We start from the raw sequence: 14,882 nt of genomic DNA, 5'->3' as shown, positions 1-14,882 counted from the left end.
TTGGGTTTTACTCCCTGTCCGGGGCGGGGGCGCCGCGCTTTCGGCGGCCGCCCCGTGCTTTTTCGGGAATGACGAGATCGCGGGCGGTGGTTGCCGTGTCGAGTTGCAACGCGCCGAAACCGCAGGCATGCTGAAGTATTCGAGCTACCAGCGTGGTTATTTCGAAACGGACGCGCACGGAGGTCGAGATGGAAGCCGGATCGGGTGGACCCATAGGGATTTCTCCCTTCCATGCTCGCGGTGCCCTGAAAGGGTTTGTGATCTCCGGGCGTTGGCCCGATTCGACAAAGGAATGGGCCCAGCTCCTGATGGTCGCGGTGCGCGTCGCGTCGCTACCCGGATTGCTTTCCACCACAACGGTGTTCGGTGCCCGCGAGGAGTTGCCCGACGAACCCGAGCCGGGCACGGTCGGTCTGGTCCTGGCCGAGGGCACCGTCTTCGGTGAATCGGCCATCCAGCCAGGCTATTTCGCCGACCATCAGCCCCCCGCACTGCTGATGCTGCATCCCCCTTCCGAAACCACCCCATCGCTGCCGGAATGCACCGGCGCGGCGTCGGGATGCGTCCTGTTGCCGGGCCTGCCGTACCTAGGGCTCGAGCACCGGGCGGCGTGGGTGGAAGCCGAGGCCGACGGGACGATCACGTCGATGGTCAGCCGCGTCGGCGTCGACCCCATCAGCCATCCCGACACCGCGATCCTCGCGATGCTGCTCGCGGCGTAGGGACGGTCGCACCTTTCGGCAACCGCTGTTGCGGGGCCGCCGGTTCGTTCGGATGGTGGACCGCGGCGCCCGAGCCGCCAGGCCCGAAGCCCGGCGAGCGCCACCGCGTCCGCGCCGCGGGTATGGCTACCGGCAAATACCCAGGATCAGGCGCTCGGCATGGCGGCGCCCGACGGACGTTTCGTCCCCGAACCCGCCACCCGCTCCGGAGACGGCCACGGGCGGTACTCGCCGGTGGGGCCGTCCTGCTCGGTAGCCGTAACCACAGTGACACCAGAGGCTTTGTGCGTCTTCGCGCACCGTCCCACGGGCGGGCTGGTCCGATCCCGCAGCAAAGCCTTGCCTTCATGGCTCACCGGGCGCGGCCGGTTGCGGTGATTTCGTCCGTCACCATCGTTCAGGCCAATTTGCGAAACACTCCGGCGGTCCCGGACCACGCCGGTCCGCGGCCCCGATCCTGCGGATAACCTGTGAACTTAGTGGAATTGGTGGACAGGCGCGAGGAGAGATTGGAGGCTCGAAGGGTGCAGGGCGAGTGGTCGCCGAGGCAGGCATCAGCGAATCGCCGCACGTTTGCCAACTGAATGCGTATGTCGACCCCGGCTACCATGATCAGCAAATACACCTAGGAAACAGTCACTTCTACAACCCCGTGGAGGTCATATCGATGAGCACGACGTTTGCTGCCCGGCTGAACCGCCTGTTCGACACGGTCTATCCGCCCGGCCGCGGACCCCACACCTCGGCGGAGGTGATCGCCGCCTTGAAGTCCGAGGGCATCACGATGTCGGCTCCCTACCTGTCCCAGCTACGTTCGGGAAATCGCACCAACCCCTCGGCGGCGACGATGGCCGCGCTGGCCAACTTCTTCCGCATCAAGCCGGCCTACTTCACCGACGATGAGTACTACGAGAAACTCGACAGAGAACTGGCGTGGATGGCCGCGGTGCGCCACGACGGGGTGCGCAACATCGCGCTGGCCGCCGTCGAGCTCTCCCCGGAGTCCAAGCAGGAACTCTTGGCGCGGGCGCACGAGCTGCGCAACGCGGACCGGATGGCCACCGCGGAACGCCTGGGCGCCTAGCCACGCCAACACCTGCGCAGCCTGACCTGGCGGACTGCCGCAGGTCCATCCCCATTAGTGTTGGCTCATGGGCCTGTTCCGCAAACGAAAGAGTCGCGCGACGCGTCGCGCCGAAGCCCGGGCGATCACGGCCCGCGCCAAGATGGAGGCCAGGCTCGCCGCCAAGAACGAGGCCCGCCGCATGAAGGACGATCGGAAGTCCTCCGAGAAGGCCGCGGCCAAGGCGCTCAGGGCACAGATCAAGGCTCAGCGCGACAGCGACCGGACGGCGTTGAAGGTCGCCGAGACGGAGCTCAAGGCGGCACGCGAGGGCAAGCTGCTCTCGCCGACGCGGATTCGGCGCGCGCTGACGGTGTCCCGGCTGCTCGCACCGGTCCTCACGCCCGTGCTCTACCGGGCTGCCGTGGCCGCGCGGGCGGTGATCGACCAGCGTCGCGCGGACCAACTCGGCATCCCGCTGGCGCAGATCGGCCAGTTCTCCGGGCGCGGAGCCCAGCTGTCGGCCCGCGTTGCCGGATCCGAGAAGTCCCTGCGCCTGTTGCAGGAGAAGAAGCCGAAGGACGCCGAGACGAAGCAGTTCGTCGCCGCGATGACCGAGCGGCTCACCGATCTGTCGGCGGCCGTCCTCGCCGCCGAGAACATGCCCGCCGCGCGGCGCCGGGCGGCCCACGCCGCGATCTCCTCGCAGCTGGACGGTATCGAGGCCGACGTGATGGCCCGCCTCGGACTGGCCTCGGTCTGAGATGTCCCTGCCCCACGGGCGTGCGGCCCACGCCGCCGGCGCCGCCGCCTGGTTGAGCCTGTTGCTGGCCACGATGGCCGCGTTGGTCACGACGGCAACGCTGCAGGCCCCGGTCGCGCTGGCGCACGCGACCCGGATCTCCGCGGATCCCGCGGACGGCGCCGACCTCACGGCGGGGCCCGACCGGGTGAGCGCCACTTTCGACGAACGGCTGCAGCCCGCGTTCGCGGCAATGACGGTGGTCGGTCCCGACGGCAACGTGTGGTCCACCGGAGACCCGGAGGTGCAGGGTGCGGTCGTCGGCATCGCGCTGCGCCCGCTCGGGCCGGCCGGGACGTACACGGTCAACTACCGGGTGACCTCGGCGGACGGCCACGTGGTGTCGGGATCCTGGTCGTTTCGGCTGACGGTGCCGGGCACCGGTACACCGGAGCCGGCCGCGGTCCCCCACCGGGGCGGCGGCAGCCCGCCGTTGTGGCCGTTCGTGGTGGTGACGGTGGCCCTCGTGGCCGCGGGCGGCATCTGGGCGGTCCGCCGCAGGCCGTGAGCGGCGCCGGTGTGGCCCAGACGCCACCGGACCTCCTGGCATGATGGGACGAGAGTAATTTTCATGCGCGACGAGCATGGCGCAAAGGAGCGGCCGCATGGCAGACCCGCAAGAGCAACCCGATCACCAATCCGACGGCGCGCCGACGCCGCCGGAGAAGGCACCTCCTGCCAAGGCGGCCAAGAAGACCGCGAAAGCTCCGGCTAAGAAGACCCCCGCCAAGAAGGCGCCCGCCGCGAACGCAGCGGCCAAGAAGGCCCCCGCCAAGAAGGCTCCCGCCAAGAGCCCGCCGCCCCCGGAACGGCTGCAGGAGCCGGCCGGGCAACCCGTCGCGGCGGCGCAGCGGGCCGAAACCAACGGTGACCTCGCCGCAGCCGCCAAAGCTGTCGCCGCACAAGCGAAGTCCGCGGTGGAATCCGCACCCAACCCGGTGTCGCGCGACATTCCGGCGCCGGCCCCGGGACAGTCCCCGGTCCCCCTGATCGTCGCGGTCGCCCTCGGCCTGCTGGCCATCCTGTTGATCCGCCAGCTACGCCGCCGCTGAGGTGACCGTGGAATTCCGGCCCACCGCCGACCTCGTCGATGAAATCGGGCCCGACGTGCGCAGCTGCGATCTTCAGTTCCGCCAGTTCGGCGGGCGCCCGCACTTCGCCGGAACGATCAGCACCGTGCGGTGCTTCCAGGACAACGCGCTGCTCAAATCCGTGCTTTCCGAACCGGGCGCGGGCGGTGTGCTGGTCGTCGACGGCGCCGGTTCGCTGCACACCGCGCTGGTCGGAGACGTCATCGCCGAACTGGCCCGCTCCAACGGCTGGGCCGGGCTGGTGATCAACGGCGCCGTCCGCGACGCCGCCGCCCTGCGTGGGATCGACATCGGCATCAAGGCGCTGGGGACCAACCCCCGCAAGAGCACCAAGACCGGGGCGGGCGAGCGCGACGTCGAGATCAGCCTCGGCGGGGTGACGTTCGCGCCCGGGCAGATCGCCTACAGCGACGACGACGGCATCGTCGTCGTCGCTGTAGGCGATTCCTAAACCGCTACGGGCGCGGGCTTTTTGGTGAACCGCAAGCCCTCGTCATCGATTTTGCCGTGCCGGATCAGCAAGATGTCGCGCAGGTAGTTCTGGTTGAGCCGCCACGGCTTGCGCGAGCCCTGCTTGGGCAGCTCGTCGAGCGAGCGCAGCACATACCCGGGAGTGAACTCCATGAACGGGCGCTCCTCGACATCGGACCCCGGGTGCTCGACCACCACGGTGTCAAACCCGTTGTCGTCCATGTAGTTCAGCACCCGGCAGGCGAACTCGGACACCAGGTCGGCCTTCAGCGTCCACGACGCGTTGGTGTAGCCGACGGTGTAGACCATGTTCGGCAGTCCGGACAGCATCATGCCCTTGTAGGCCATCGTCGTGGTCAGGTCCACCGGCTCCCCGTCGACGGTGACAGTCGCGCCGCCGAACAGCTGCAGGTTCAAACCGGTTGCGGTGATGATGATGTCGGCGGGCAGCTCCTGGCCGGAGTTGAGCCGGATGCCGGTCGGGGTGAACCGGTCGATGGTGTCGGTGACCACCTCGGCCCGGCCCTTCCGGATGGCGCGGAACAGGTCGCCGCTGGGCACCAGGCACAACCGCTGGTCCCACGGGTTGTACTGCGGGCCGAAGTGCTTCGCCACGTCATAGCCCTCGGGCAGCTGGCGTTCGACAAAGCCGAGCAGGATCTTGCGCATGCGCCGCGGCCACTTCCGGCAGGCGCCGTAGAGCGCCGCCTGGCGCAGCACGTTCTTCCAGCGGATGGCGGTGTAGGCCAGGGTGTCCGGCAGCAGGCGGTTGAGCCGCTCGGCCATCTTGTCGCGCTTGGGTTGGGAGACGATGTAGGTCGGTGAGCGCTGCAGCATCGTGACGTGTCCGGCGCCTGACTCCGCCAGCGCGGGAATCAGGGTCACCGCCGTGGCGCCGCTGCCGATCACGACGACGTTCTTGCCGGCGTAGTCGAGGTCCTCGGGCCAGTGCTGCGGGTGGATGATCGGGCCGGTGAAGTCTTGCGCGCCCCGGAACTCCGGGGCGTAGCCCTGCTCGTAGTTGTAGTAGCCGCTGCACAGGAACAGAAAGGTGCAGGTGATCGTGCCCGGCGTGCCGTTGTCGTCGATCTGCAGCGTCCAGCGGTTCTCCGCGTGGGACCAGTCGGCACCGAGCACCTTGTGGTTGAGCCGGATGTGCTTGTCGATGCCGTACATGGCCGCGGTGCCCTTGACGTAGTCGAGGATCGGCTTGCCGTCGGCGATGGCCTGTCGTTCGGTCCACGGGCGGAATCGGAAGCCCAGCGTGTGCATGTCGGAGTCTGAACGAATTCCCGGGTAGCGGAACAGGTCCCAGGTGCCGCCCATTGCTTCCCGCTTCTCCAGGATGGCGTAGCTCTTGGTAGGGCAGCGGTCCTGCAGGTGCCAGGCCGCGCTCACGCCGGAGATGCCGGCGCCGACGATGACGACGTCAAGGTGCTCAGTCATGCCGCTACGTTATCAACACGGTGTCGATTGCGTCAACGACATGTCGAAACTATCGACACCGTGTAAAGTCGCTGCCGTGACCACCACACGCCAGACGCGCGCCCTGCGCGGCCGCCGCGCAGCGCGCCCCTCCGGCGACGACCGGGAGCAGGCGATCCTGGCGACCGCCGAGCGACTCCTCGAGGAGCGTCCGTTCGCCGACATCTCGGTCGACGACCTGGCCAGGGGGGCGGGCCTGTCGCGGCCCACGTTCTACTTCTATTTCAAGTCCAAGGAAGCGGTGGTGCTCTCGCTGCTCGAGCCGGTGATCGCGCGTGCCGACGCCGAATTCGACGGCGCGGTGCAGCGGCTGCCCAAGGACCCGAAGCGGGTGTGGCGCAACGGCATCGACGCCTTCTTCACCGCGTTCAGCTCGCACCGTGCGCTGGCCCGGGCCGCCACCGAGGCGCTGGCGACCAGCTCGGAGCTGCGGGCGGTGTGGTTGGGCTTCATGCAGAAGTGGATCGACCAGACGGCGGCCATGATCACCGCCGAGCGGACCCGCGGCGCCGCGCCGGAGACCATCCCGGCCGCAGACCTGGCCACGTCGCTGAACCAGATGAACGAGCGCACCATGATGGCCGCGCTGTCGGCCGAGGTGCCGGCCGTCGACGAGGCCCGGGTCGTCGACACCCTGACCCACATCTGGGTAAGCAGCATCTACGGCGAACCGGAATAGTTGTCGCCGCCGCGTGCGAACACATGTTCGTGCGGTGTGAGGCATCCGTCCTGCACGCGGAATTGGATTCGTTCTACGCGTCGGTCGAACAACGCGACGACCCGGGGCTGCGCGGGCGCCCGGTGAGCATCGGGGGCCGCCGCACACGAGCGCCTACGCCCGCGCCAGCGAGCCCGTGTTCGAGATGTTCCGGGACTGCACCCCGCTCGTCGAGCCGGTCTAGGTGGACGAGGCGTTTCTCGACGACGCCGGGTTGCGCCGGGTTTCGGGGACGCCGGTCGACATCGCCGAGCTCGGCGAGTCCGCGCTGGCCTCGCTGGTGGGTGCCGCAATGGGCCGCCGGCTGTATGCCCTGTCGCGCAACGTCGACGAACGTGAGGTGGCCCCCGGTTTGCGCCGCCAGTCCGCGGGTGCGCAGCGGGCGTTGGGCCGGGCCGACTCCGCGATGTCGCCTGTCCGCCTCGACGCGGTGGTGGTCAACCTGGTCGACCGGATCACCGCCCGGCTGCGCGCAGCTGGCCGCACCGTGGTGCTGCGGCTGCGGTTCGACGGCATCGGGCGGGCCACCCGCTCGCGAACGTTGGCATCGCCCACGTCGGCGACGCAACCCGTCCTGGCCGCCGAGCGCGGATTGACCCCGATCGGCTTCGCGGTGTCGGGCATCGACGGCGGCGGCGCCCAGCAGCTGATGCTGCCGTTCACCGGGACCGGCTCGCCGTCGACGAGGCGATCGACACGGTGCGCCGCCGCTACGGCAGATCCGCACTCACCCCGTCGGTGTTGCTCGGCCGCGAGACCGGCGTGGAGACGCCGCACCTACCCGACTGAGCCCGCCCACTCCAGCAGCTCGTTCGCGGACCAGGTGTTGACGATCCGGTCGACGGGCACGCCGGCGTCCAGCGCGCGCTGGGCGCCGTAGCCGAGGAAGTCCAGCTGACCGGGCGCGTGCGCGTCGGTGTCGATGCTGAAGATGCAGCCGATCTCGAGCGCCAGGTTCAGCAACCGGGTCGGCGGGTCGCGCCGCTCGGGCCGGGAGTTGATCTCCACCGCGGTGCCGTGCTCGCGGCAGGCGCTGAACACCGCCTCGGCGTCGAACTTCGACTCGGGTCGGATGCCGCGGTTGCCGGAGACCAGTCGGCCGGTGCAGTGGCCCAGCACGTCGGCGTGGGGATTGGAGACGGCTCGGATCATGCGGCGGGTCATGGCCGCCGCATCCATCGACAGCTTGGAGTGCACGCTGGCCACGACCACGTCGAGGCGCTCCAGCAGCTCGGGTTCCTGGTCCAGGCCACCGTCCTCGAGGATGTCCACCTCGATCCCGGTGAGGATGCGCATCGGCGCGAACTTCTCGCGCAGCCCGTCGATCGCGTCGAGCTGCTCGCGCAACCGGTCCGGGGACAGGCCGTTGGCGATCTTCAGCCGCGGCGAATGATCGGTCAGCGCGCAGTATTCGTGGCCCAGCGCCGCCGCGGTGGCCATCATCTCGTCGATCGACGCCGACCCGTCCGACCAGTTCGAATGCAGGTGCAGATCACCGCGCAGGGCCGTCCTGATCTTTCCGCCCCCGAGATCGTTTGCCGTGGAACGCAGTTCGACCAGGGCGTCGGGCTCGCGACCCGACCACGCCTGCGCGATGACCTTGGCGGTCTTGGGCCCGATGCCCGGCAGCGACTGCCAGCTGTCGGCCCGGCCGTGCCGCTCGCGGGCCGCGCCGTCCAGGCCCTCGACGACGTCGGCCGCGTTGCGGTACGCCATGACACGCCGGGAGTCTTCCCGCGCCCGGTCCTTGTAGTAGGCGATCTGTCGCAGCGCGACTACCGGATCCATTCCTCCAGTGTGCCCGCGCCCGCGGGGCGAAGCCACGCGAAGCAGCTCACCACAGCTGCCCGGCGACGAACCCGGCGAGAAGAACCGCGAACCCGCCGATCTCGCCGGCGATCAGCAGGGCCATCCCCAGCGCCAGTGCCCGGCCGGATTTCTCGAACTGATTCACGGTGTCACGCCGCGCGCCGTGGCCGACGTAGCTGAGAATGGCCGCGACAAAGAAGAACACGACGACGCCCGCCGCGGTCAGGTTCACCCACGCCGGCCAGGCGCTGAGTTCGACGAACACCGCGACCAGCAGCGTCGCGAACGAGTAGAGCAACGCCGCCCGGTGCGCGATGTCGACGTAGGGATGTGCCCGGCCCTCGCCGGAGGCCATGATCTGCCGGTACTTCCAGACCCCGAGAACCAGGGCCAGCAGGAAGATCAGACCCGCCGCCAGCAGCATGACCCTGGTGTCGATCCCCAGCGCGTCACCCACCGCTCGAGTTTAGTTGCGCGTCATAAAGATCGGCTACCGTCGAGAGCATGCGATTCGCGTTCAAGACATCCCCCCAGAACACCACCTGGGCAGACATGCTGGCCGTCTGGCGGGCGGCCGACGACATCGAGGTCTACGAATCGGGGTGGACCTTCGACCACTTCTATCCGATCTTCTCCGACAGCACCGGTCCCTGCCTGGAGGGCTGGACGACGCTGACGGCGCTGGCCCAGGCCACCAGCCGGCTGCGGCTGGGCACCCTGGTCACCGGCGTCCACTACCGCCACCCCGCGGTGCTGGCCAACATGGCCGCCGCGCTCGACATCATCTCCGGCGGGCGGCTCGAACTGGGGATCGGCGCCGGCTGGAACGAGGAGGAGTCCGGCGCCTACGGCATCGAGTTGGGCGGCATCCGGGAACGCTTCGACCGCTTCGAGGAGGCGTGCCAGGTGCTGATCAGCCTGCTCAGCCAGGAGATCACCGACTTCGACGGCAAGTACTACCGGCTCGAGGGCGCCCGCAACGAACCCAAGGGGCCGCAGCGCCCGCACCCGCCGATCTGCATCGGCGGCAGCGGCGAGAAGCGCACCCTGCCGATCACCGCGCGCTACGCCCAGCACTGGAACTTCGCCGGTGGCTCACCGGAGGAGTTCGCCCGCAAGCGCGACGTGCTGGCCGCACGCTGCGCGGACATCGGACGCGACCCGAAGGAGATCACGCTGTCCGCGCACCTCGGGCTGGACCGGGAGCGCAACTACCGCAAGGTGCTCGAGGACGCCGCCGGGCTCGCCGCCGAGGGCCTCGATCTGGGCATCGTCTACATCGCCCCGCCGCACGACCCCGCCGTGCTCGAACCGATGGCCGAGGCCATCCGGGATTCGGGGCTGTGGGACGGGGCGAAATAGCGCTTCGGCAGCACCGAGCAAACTCTCCGCGGACCGGTGAGTGCGTGGTGAGGGGCGGTTACACGCCGAACAGCAACATCTCCTCGGCGGTCACCAAGCGTTCGTTCTTGGCGGGAAATTCGCGGCTCTTTACGGGGTGGCGAAACATTGACCAGGCGATTCGCCCCACCCGCGACCGGGGTACCGGGTTGACATTCACAGTGATCGCTCCTGCGGTCGGTCCAGTCAGCGTGACTCCACCGTGGCCCGTGGTGTGATGAAGCCCACTGCGAATCATTAGACACCCGTCCTCTGGCAAACGGGGCCAGACTCGCCGATTTTGTTACGCGTGTTTCTGGCGTTACTGTTGTGATTACTGAAGCGGCACCGCGGTCGGCTTGACGGGCGCCGGCAGCGCCGTCGACCCCATCAGGTAGCGGTCCACGCCCGCGGCCGCGGCCCTGCCCTCGGCGATCGCCCAAACGATCAGCGACTGGCCCCGGCCCATGTCGCCGGCGACGAAGACGCCGGGCACCGACGTCTCGAAATCGGCGCCGCGCGCGACGTTTCCGCGCTCGGTCAGCTTGACCCCGAGGTCGGTGAGCAGGCCCAACTTCTCGGGCCCGACGAACCCCATCGCCAGCAGCACCAGGTCCGCCTCGAGCTCGAACTCCGAGCCCTCGACCTTGACGAACTTGCCGTCCTGCATGGTGACCTCGTGCGCCTTGAGCCCGGTCACGCGACCGTCCTTGCCGACGAACTCCTCGGTGTTCACCGAGAACACCCGCTCGCCGCCCTCTTCGTGCGCCGAGGACACTCGGTACATCAGCGGGTAGGTCGGCCAGGGCGTGGATTGCGCGCGGGTGTCCGGCGGCCGCGGCATGATCTCGAACTGGTGCACCGCGACCGCGCCCTGCCGGTGCACGGTCCCCAGGCAGTCCGCCCCGGTGTCACCGCCGCCGATGATGATGACCTTTTTGCCCTTGGCGGTGATCGGCGGCTGCCCGTCCGGACCGACCTCCCCGTCGCCGAGGTCGCCGAGCGCCTGCTTGTTGCCCCAGGGCAGGAACTCCATCGCCTGGTGGATACCGTCCAGCTCGCGGCCGGGCACCGGCAGGTCGCGCCAGTCGGTGGCTCCGCCGGCCAGGACCACCGCGTCGAAGTCGGCCCGCAGCGCCTCGACGGTGAGGTCGACCCCGACGTTGACGCCGGGCCGGAATTCGGTTCCCTCGGCGCGCATCTGGTCCAGCCGCCGGTCCAGGACGCGCTTTTCCATCTTGAACTCCGGAATGCCGTAGCGCAGCAGGCCGCCGATGCGGTCCGCACGCTCGAACACGGTGACGGCGTGGCCGGCGCGGGTGAGCTGCTGCGCCGCGGCCAGGCCCGCCGGGCCCGAACCCACCACCGCGACCGTCTTTCCGGTCCGCGTGTGCGGGGGTAGCGGCGTCACGAAGCCTTCCTCGAAAGCCCTGTCGATGATCTCGAGCTCGATCTGCTTGATCGTCACCGGATCCTGGTTGATGCCGAGCACGCAGGCCGGCTCACACGGCGCCGGGCAGAGCCGGCCGGTGAAGTCGGGGAAGTTGTTCGTGGCGTGCAACCGCTCGATGGCGTCGCGCCACCGACCGTTGCGGACCAGGTCATTCCATTCCGGGATCAAGTTGCCCAGCGGGCAGCCGTTGTGGCAGAAGGGAATGCCGCAGTCCATGCAGCGGGTCGCCTGCTCGCGCAACGTCTCGGAGTCGAAGTCCTCGTAGACCTCGTTCCAGTCGCGCAACCGCAGCGGGACAGGACGGCGCTTCGGCAGTTCCCGGTGCGTGAACTTCAGGAAGCCGGACGGGTCAGCCATGCGCGGCCGCCATGATCGCCTTGTCGACGTCCAGGCCGTCGCGCTCGGCCTCGGCGATCGCCTGCAACACCCGCTTGTAGTCCCGCGGCATTACCTTGGCGAAATGCCGCCGCTGCCCCGGCCAGTCGGCCAGGATCCGCTGCCCGACCGCGGAATCGGTGTTGTCGACGTGCGCCTGGATCATGCCGTGCAGCCATTCCTCGTCGTCGGACTCGAGGCTCTCGAGTTCCACCATCTCGGTGTTGAGATATTGCGGCAGTTCGCCGTCCGGATCGTAGACGTAGGCCACCCCGCCGGACATGCCGGCCGCGAAGTTGCGGCCGGTACGGCCGAGGATGACGACCTTGCCCCCGGTCATGTATTCGCACCCGTGGTCGCCGACGCCCTCCACCACGGCGTGCGCCCCGGAGTTGCGCACCGCGAATCGCTCGCCGACCACGCCGCGCAAGTAAGCCTCCCCACTGGTGGCACCGAACAAGATGACGTTGCCCCCGATGATGTTGTCCTCGGCCACATAATCCTGCGGGGCATTGTCCGACGGGCGAACCACGAGCCGGCCACCCGACAGACCCTTGCCGACGTAGTCGTTGGCGTCGCCGTAGACACGCAACGTGATCCCCCGCGGCACGAATGCGCCGAAGCTGTTGCCCGCGGAGCCCTCGAAGGTGATGTCGATGGTTCCGTCCGGCAGGCCCTGCCCACCATAGGCTTTCGTCAACTCGTGGCCCAACATCGTGCCCACCGTGCGGTTCACGTTGCTGATCGTGGTGGAGAACCGCACCGGCTTACCGGAATCCAGCGCCTCGCGGCTCATCACGATCAACTGCTGATCCAGCGCCTTGTCCAGACCGTGATCCTGACTCGAGCTGCAGTACAGGTCCTGGTTCATGAAGGCCGACTCCGGCTCGTGCAGCACCGGCGCCAAATCCAGCCGGTGCGCCTTCCAGTGCGCGCGGGCCAGCGTGGTGTCCAGCGAGCCGACCTGCCCGACGACCTCGTTGAAGTTCCGGAAACCTAGCTGCGCCATGTATTCCCGGACTTCCTCGGCGAGGAACATGAAGAAGTTCTCCACGAACTCGGGCTTGCCGTTGAAACGCTCGCGCAGCAGCGGGTTCTGGGTCGCCACGCCGACCGGGCAGGTGTCCAGATGACATACCCGCATCATGATGCAGCCGGACACCACCAACGGCGCGGTGGCGAAACCGAATTCCTCGGCGCCGAGCAGCGCGGCGATCATCACGTCGCGCCCCGTCTTCAGCTGACCGTCGACCTGGACGACGATCCGGTCGCGTAACCCGTTGAGCAGCAAGGTCTGCTGCGTCTCGGCCAGGCCGAGTTCCCACGGCGCCCCGGCGTGCTTCATCGACGTCAGCGGGGTGGCCCCGGTGCCGCCGTCGTGCCCGGAGATCAGCACCACGTCGGCGTGCGCCTTGGACACGCCCGCGGCCACCGTGCCGACGCCGTTCTCGGACACCAGTTTCACGTGCACCCGCGCCGAGGGATTGGCGTTCTTCAAGTCGTGGATGAGCTGCGCCAGGTCCTCGATGGAGTAGATGTCGTGATGCGGCGGCGGCGAGATGAGCCCGACTCCGGGCGTCGAATGCCGCACCTCGGCGACCCACGGGTACACCTTGTGTCCCGGAAGTTGGCCGCCCTCACCGGGTTTGGCGCCCTGGGCCATCTTGATCTGGATGTCGGTGCAGTTCGTCAGGTAGTGCGACGTTACGCCGAACCGCCCGGAGGCGACCTGCTTGATCGCGCTGCGGCGCCAGTCGCCGTTGGGGTCGCGGTCGAACCGTGCGACGTCCTCGCCGCCCTCACCGCTGTTGGACCGCCCACCGAGCCGATTCATCGCGATGGCGAGCGTCTCGTGGGCCTCGGCGGAGATCGACCCGTAGCTCATCGCGCCCGTCGAGAAGCGCTTGACGATCTCGCTGGCCGGCTCGACCTCGTCCAGCGGCACCGGCGGGCGAACGTCGGAGCGGAACTTCAGCAGCCCGCGCAGGGAGGCCATCCGCTCGCTCTGGTCGTCGACCAGGCGGGTGTACTCCTTGAAGATCTTGTACTGGCCGGTGCGGGTCGAGTGTTGCAGCTTGAAGACCGTCTCGGGGTTGAAAAGGTGGTACTCGCCCTCGCGCCGCCACTGGTACTCCCCGCCCACCTCGAGTTCGCGGTGCGCGCGCTCCTCGGGCCGGTCCAGGTAGGCCAGGCGGTGCCGGGCGGCAACGTCGGCGGCGATGTCCTCCAGGGTGATCCCGCCGGTCGCGCAGGCCAGCCCGGTGAAGTACTCGTCGAGGACGTCCTCGGAGATCCCCACCGCTTGGAAGAGCTGCGCCCCCGTGTAGGAGGCCAGCGTCGAGATGCCCATCTTGGACATCACTTTGAGCACGCCCTTGCCGGCGGCCTTGACGTAGTTGTTGAGCGCCGTGTCGCGGTCGAAACCGTCGAAGACGCCGCGGTCGAGCATGTCCTCGATCGACTCGAACGCGAGGTAGGGGTTGATCGCCGCGGCGCCGCAGCCGACCAGGAGCGCCATGTGGTGCACCTCGCGGGCGTCGCCGGTCTCCACGACCAGGCCCGCCTGGGTGCGCGTCCGGTCGCGCACCAGGTGATGATGCACGCCCGCCACCGCGAGCAACGACGGGATCGGCGCCATCGTCTCGTCGGATTCGCGGTCGGACAGGATGATCACCCGCGCGCCGTCGGCGATGGCGGCCGACGCCTGCGCCCGCACCTCGTCCAGCGCGGCGGCCAGACCCGCGCCACCCTCGGCGACCGGGTACACGCAGCGGATCACCGCCGAACGCATGCCGTGCGGATAGCCGTTGACCTCGGCGTCCGGGTCGAGGTTGACCAGCTTGGCCAGCTCGTGGTTGCGCAGGATCGGCTGCTGCAGCGTGATCTGGTGACAGGACGCCGCTTGGGGCGTGAGCAGGTCGCGCTCCCCGCCGGTGGTGACCTGCAGGCTGGTCACCACCTCCTCGCGGATGGCGTCCAGGGGCGGATTGGTCACCTGCGCGAACAGCTGCTGGAAGTAGTCGTAGAGCATCCGTGGCCGCTGGGACAGCACCGCGACCGGGGTGTCGGTGCCCATCGAACCGATCGGTTCGGCGCCGCCGCGAACCATCGGCGCGACCAGCAGGTTGAGTTCTTCGTAGGTGTAGCCGAACACCAGCTGCCGCTTGACGAGTCGCTCGTGGGGCATTCGCACGTAATCGCCCTGCGGCAGGTCCTCGAGCGGGACGAGCCCCGCGTCGAGCCACTCCTGATAGGGGTGTTCTGCGGCCAGCTCCGCTTTGATCTCCTCGTCGGCGACGATACGGCCCTGCGCGGTGTCCACCAGGAACATCCGGCCCGGCTGCAGCCGCATCCGGCGCACCACCTTGGCAGGGTCCACGTCGAGCACGCCGGCCTCCGAGGCCATCACCACCAGTCCGTCCTCGGTGACCCAGATGCGGGACGGGCGCAGACCGTTGCGGTCGAGCACCGCACCGACGATGGTGCCGTCGGTGAACGTCATCGACGCCGGGC

General features: G+C 68.8%; 14 protein-coding genes and 1 pseudogene. 9 read left to right on the top strand and 6 right to left on the bottom strand.

What is annotated here, in order from left to right; all coding sequences use genetic code 11:
• Window positions 1–188: 188 nt before the first annotated feature.
• From AC2VON_RS14335 to rraA, 6 genes are all read left to right on the top strand, one after another.
• Entirely contained in the window at window positions 189–722 is a 534-nt protein-coding gene (locus tag AC2VON_RS14335) for a peptidase (RefSeq protein WP_369736333.1), read from the top strand.
• A 667-nt stretch (window positions 723–1,389) separates the two neighbouring features.
• Window positions 1,390–1,806 carry a transcriptional regulator gene (locus AC2VON_RS14330; RefSeq protein WP_369736332.1) on the top strand — a complete coding sequence of 139 codons (417 nt, stop codon included), beginning with the start codon at window positions 1,390–1,392 and terminating at the stop codon, window positions 1,804–1,806.
• A 67-nt stretch (window positions 1,807–1,873) separates the two neighbouring features.
• A complete protein-coding gene (locus tag AC2VON_RS14325) occupies window positions 1,874–2,548 on the top strand; it encodes a DUF6474 family protein (RefSeq protein WP_369736331.1) in 675 nt (224 codons plus the stop codon).
• Between the two features lie 73 nt (window positions 2,549–2,621).
• Window positions 2,622–3,095, top strand: coding sequence for a copper resistance CopC family protein (locus AC2VON_RS14320; RefSeq protein ID WP_369741365.1), 474 nt, complete (start codon window positions 2,622–2,624; stop codon window positions 3,093–3,095).
• A 97-nt stretch (window positions 3,096–3,192) separates the two neighbouring features.
• Window positions 3,193–3,639: an Rv3852 family protein gene (locus AC2VON_RS14315; protein WP_369736330.1), complete on the top strand. Its 447-nt coding sequence runs from the start codon at window positions 3,193–3,195 to the stop codon at window positions 3,637–3,639.
• A 1-nt stretch (window position 3,640) separates the two neighbouring features.
• The gene (rraA, locus tag AC2VON_RS14310; protein WP_369736329.1) at window positions 3,641–4,129 is read left to right on the top strand and encodes a ribonuclease E activity regulator RraA; all 489 of its coding nucleotides are present in this window, start codon (window positions 3,641–3,643) and stop codon (window positions 4,127–4,129) included.
• Here the strand turns inward: rraA and AC2VON_RS14305 are convergent.
• Complete coding sequence (locus AC2VON_RS14305) at window positions 4,126–5,595, bottom strand: flavin-containing monooxygenase (RefSeq protein ID WP_369736328.1); 1,470 nt, start codon at window positions 5,593–5,595, stop codon at window positions 4,126–4,128. The two genes, rraA and AC2VON_RS14305, sit on opposite strands and share 4 nt — an antisense overlap.
• A 76-nt stretch (window positions 5,596–5,671) precedes the next feature.
• On the opposite strand from AC2VON_RS14305, the gene AC2VON_RS14300 reads away from it, so the two are divergent.
• Together AC2VON_RS14300 and AC2VON_RS14295 are read left to right on the top strand one after the other, a co-directional pair.
• The gene (locus AC2VON_RS14300) at window positions 5,672–6,313 is read left to right on the top strand and encodes a TetR/AcrR family transcriptional regulator (protein ID WP_369736327.1); all 642 of its coding nucleotides are present in this window, start codon (window positions 5,672–5,674) and stop codon (window positions 6,311–6,313) included.
• A 23-nt stretch (window positions 6,314–6,336) separates the two neighbouring features.
• Window positions 6,337–7,141, top strand: a pseudogene (locus AC2VON_RS14295) (Y-family DNA polymerase).
• Here AC2VON_RS14295 and AC2VON_RS14290 read toward each other — a convergent pair.
• Both AC2VON_RS14290 and AC2VON_RS14285 read right to left on the bottom strand, forming a co-directional pair.
• On the bottom strand, window positions 7,130–8,140 hold the full coding sequence (locus tag AC2VON_RS14290) for a PHP domain-containing protein (protein WP_369736326.1): 1,011 nt from the start codon (window positions 8,138–8,140) through the stop codon (window positions 7,130–7,132). The pseudogene AC2VON_RS14295 and the gene AC2VON_RS14290 overlap by 12 nt on opposite strands.
• Window positions 8,141–8,186: 46 nt before the next feature.
• Window positions 8,187–8,585: a hypothetical protein gene (locus tag AC2VON_RS14285; protein ID WP_369741364.1), complete on the bottom strand. Its 399-nt coding sequence runs from the start codon at window positions 8,583–8,585 to the stop codon at window positions 8,187–8,189.
• Between the two features lie 80 nt (window positions 8,586–8,665).
• Here AC2VON_RS14285 and AC2VON_RS14280 point away from each other — a divergent pair, with 80 nt between their 5' ends.
• A complete protein-coding gene (locus tag AC2VON_RS14280) occupies window positions 8,666–9,523 on the top strand; it encodes an LLM class F420-dependent oxidoreductase (RefSeq protein WP_369736325.1) in 858 nt (285 codons plus the stop codon).
• 58 nt (window positions 9,524–9,581) lie between these two features.
• Here AC2VON_RS14280 and AC2VON_RS14275 read toward each other — a convergent pair whose 3' ends face one another.
• The 3 genes from AC2VON_RS14275 to gltB all read right to left on the bottom strand — a co-directional run.
• Entirely contained in the window at window positions 9,582–9,722 is a 141-nt protein-coding gene (locus AC2VON_RS14275; protein ID WP_486953538.1) for a hypothetical protein, read from the bottom strand.
• A 153-nt stretch (window positions 9,723–9,875) separates the two neighbouring features.
• Entirely contained in the window at window positions 9,876–11,351 is a 1,476-nt protein-coding gene (locus tag AC2VON_RS14270) for a glutamate synthase subunit beta (protein WP_486953537.1), read from the bottom strand.
• On the bottom strand, window positions 11,344–14,882 hold a 3,539-nt coding region (gltB, locus tag AC2VON_RS14265), incomplete at its 5' end, for a glutamate synthase large subunit (RefSeq protein ID WP_486953536.1). The genes gltB and AC2VON_RS14270, both read right to left, overlap by 8 nt.

Source organism: Mycobacterium sp. TH-M82 (assembly GCF_057473605.1).
The sequence above is the reverse complement of the archived record's forward strand: the minus strand, read 5'-3'. Positions and strand labels throughout refer to the sequence as shown.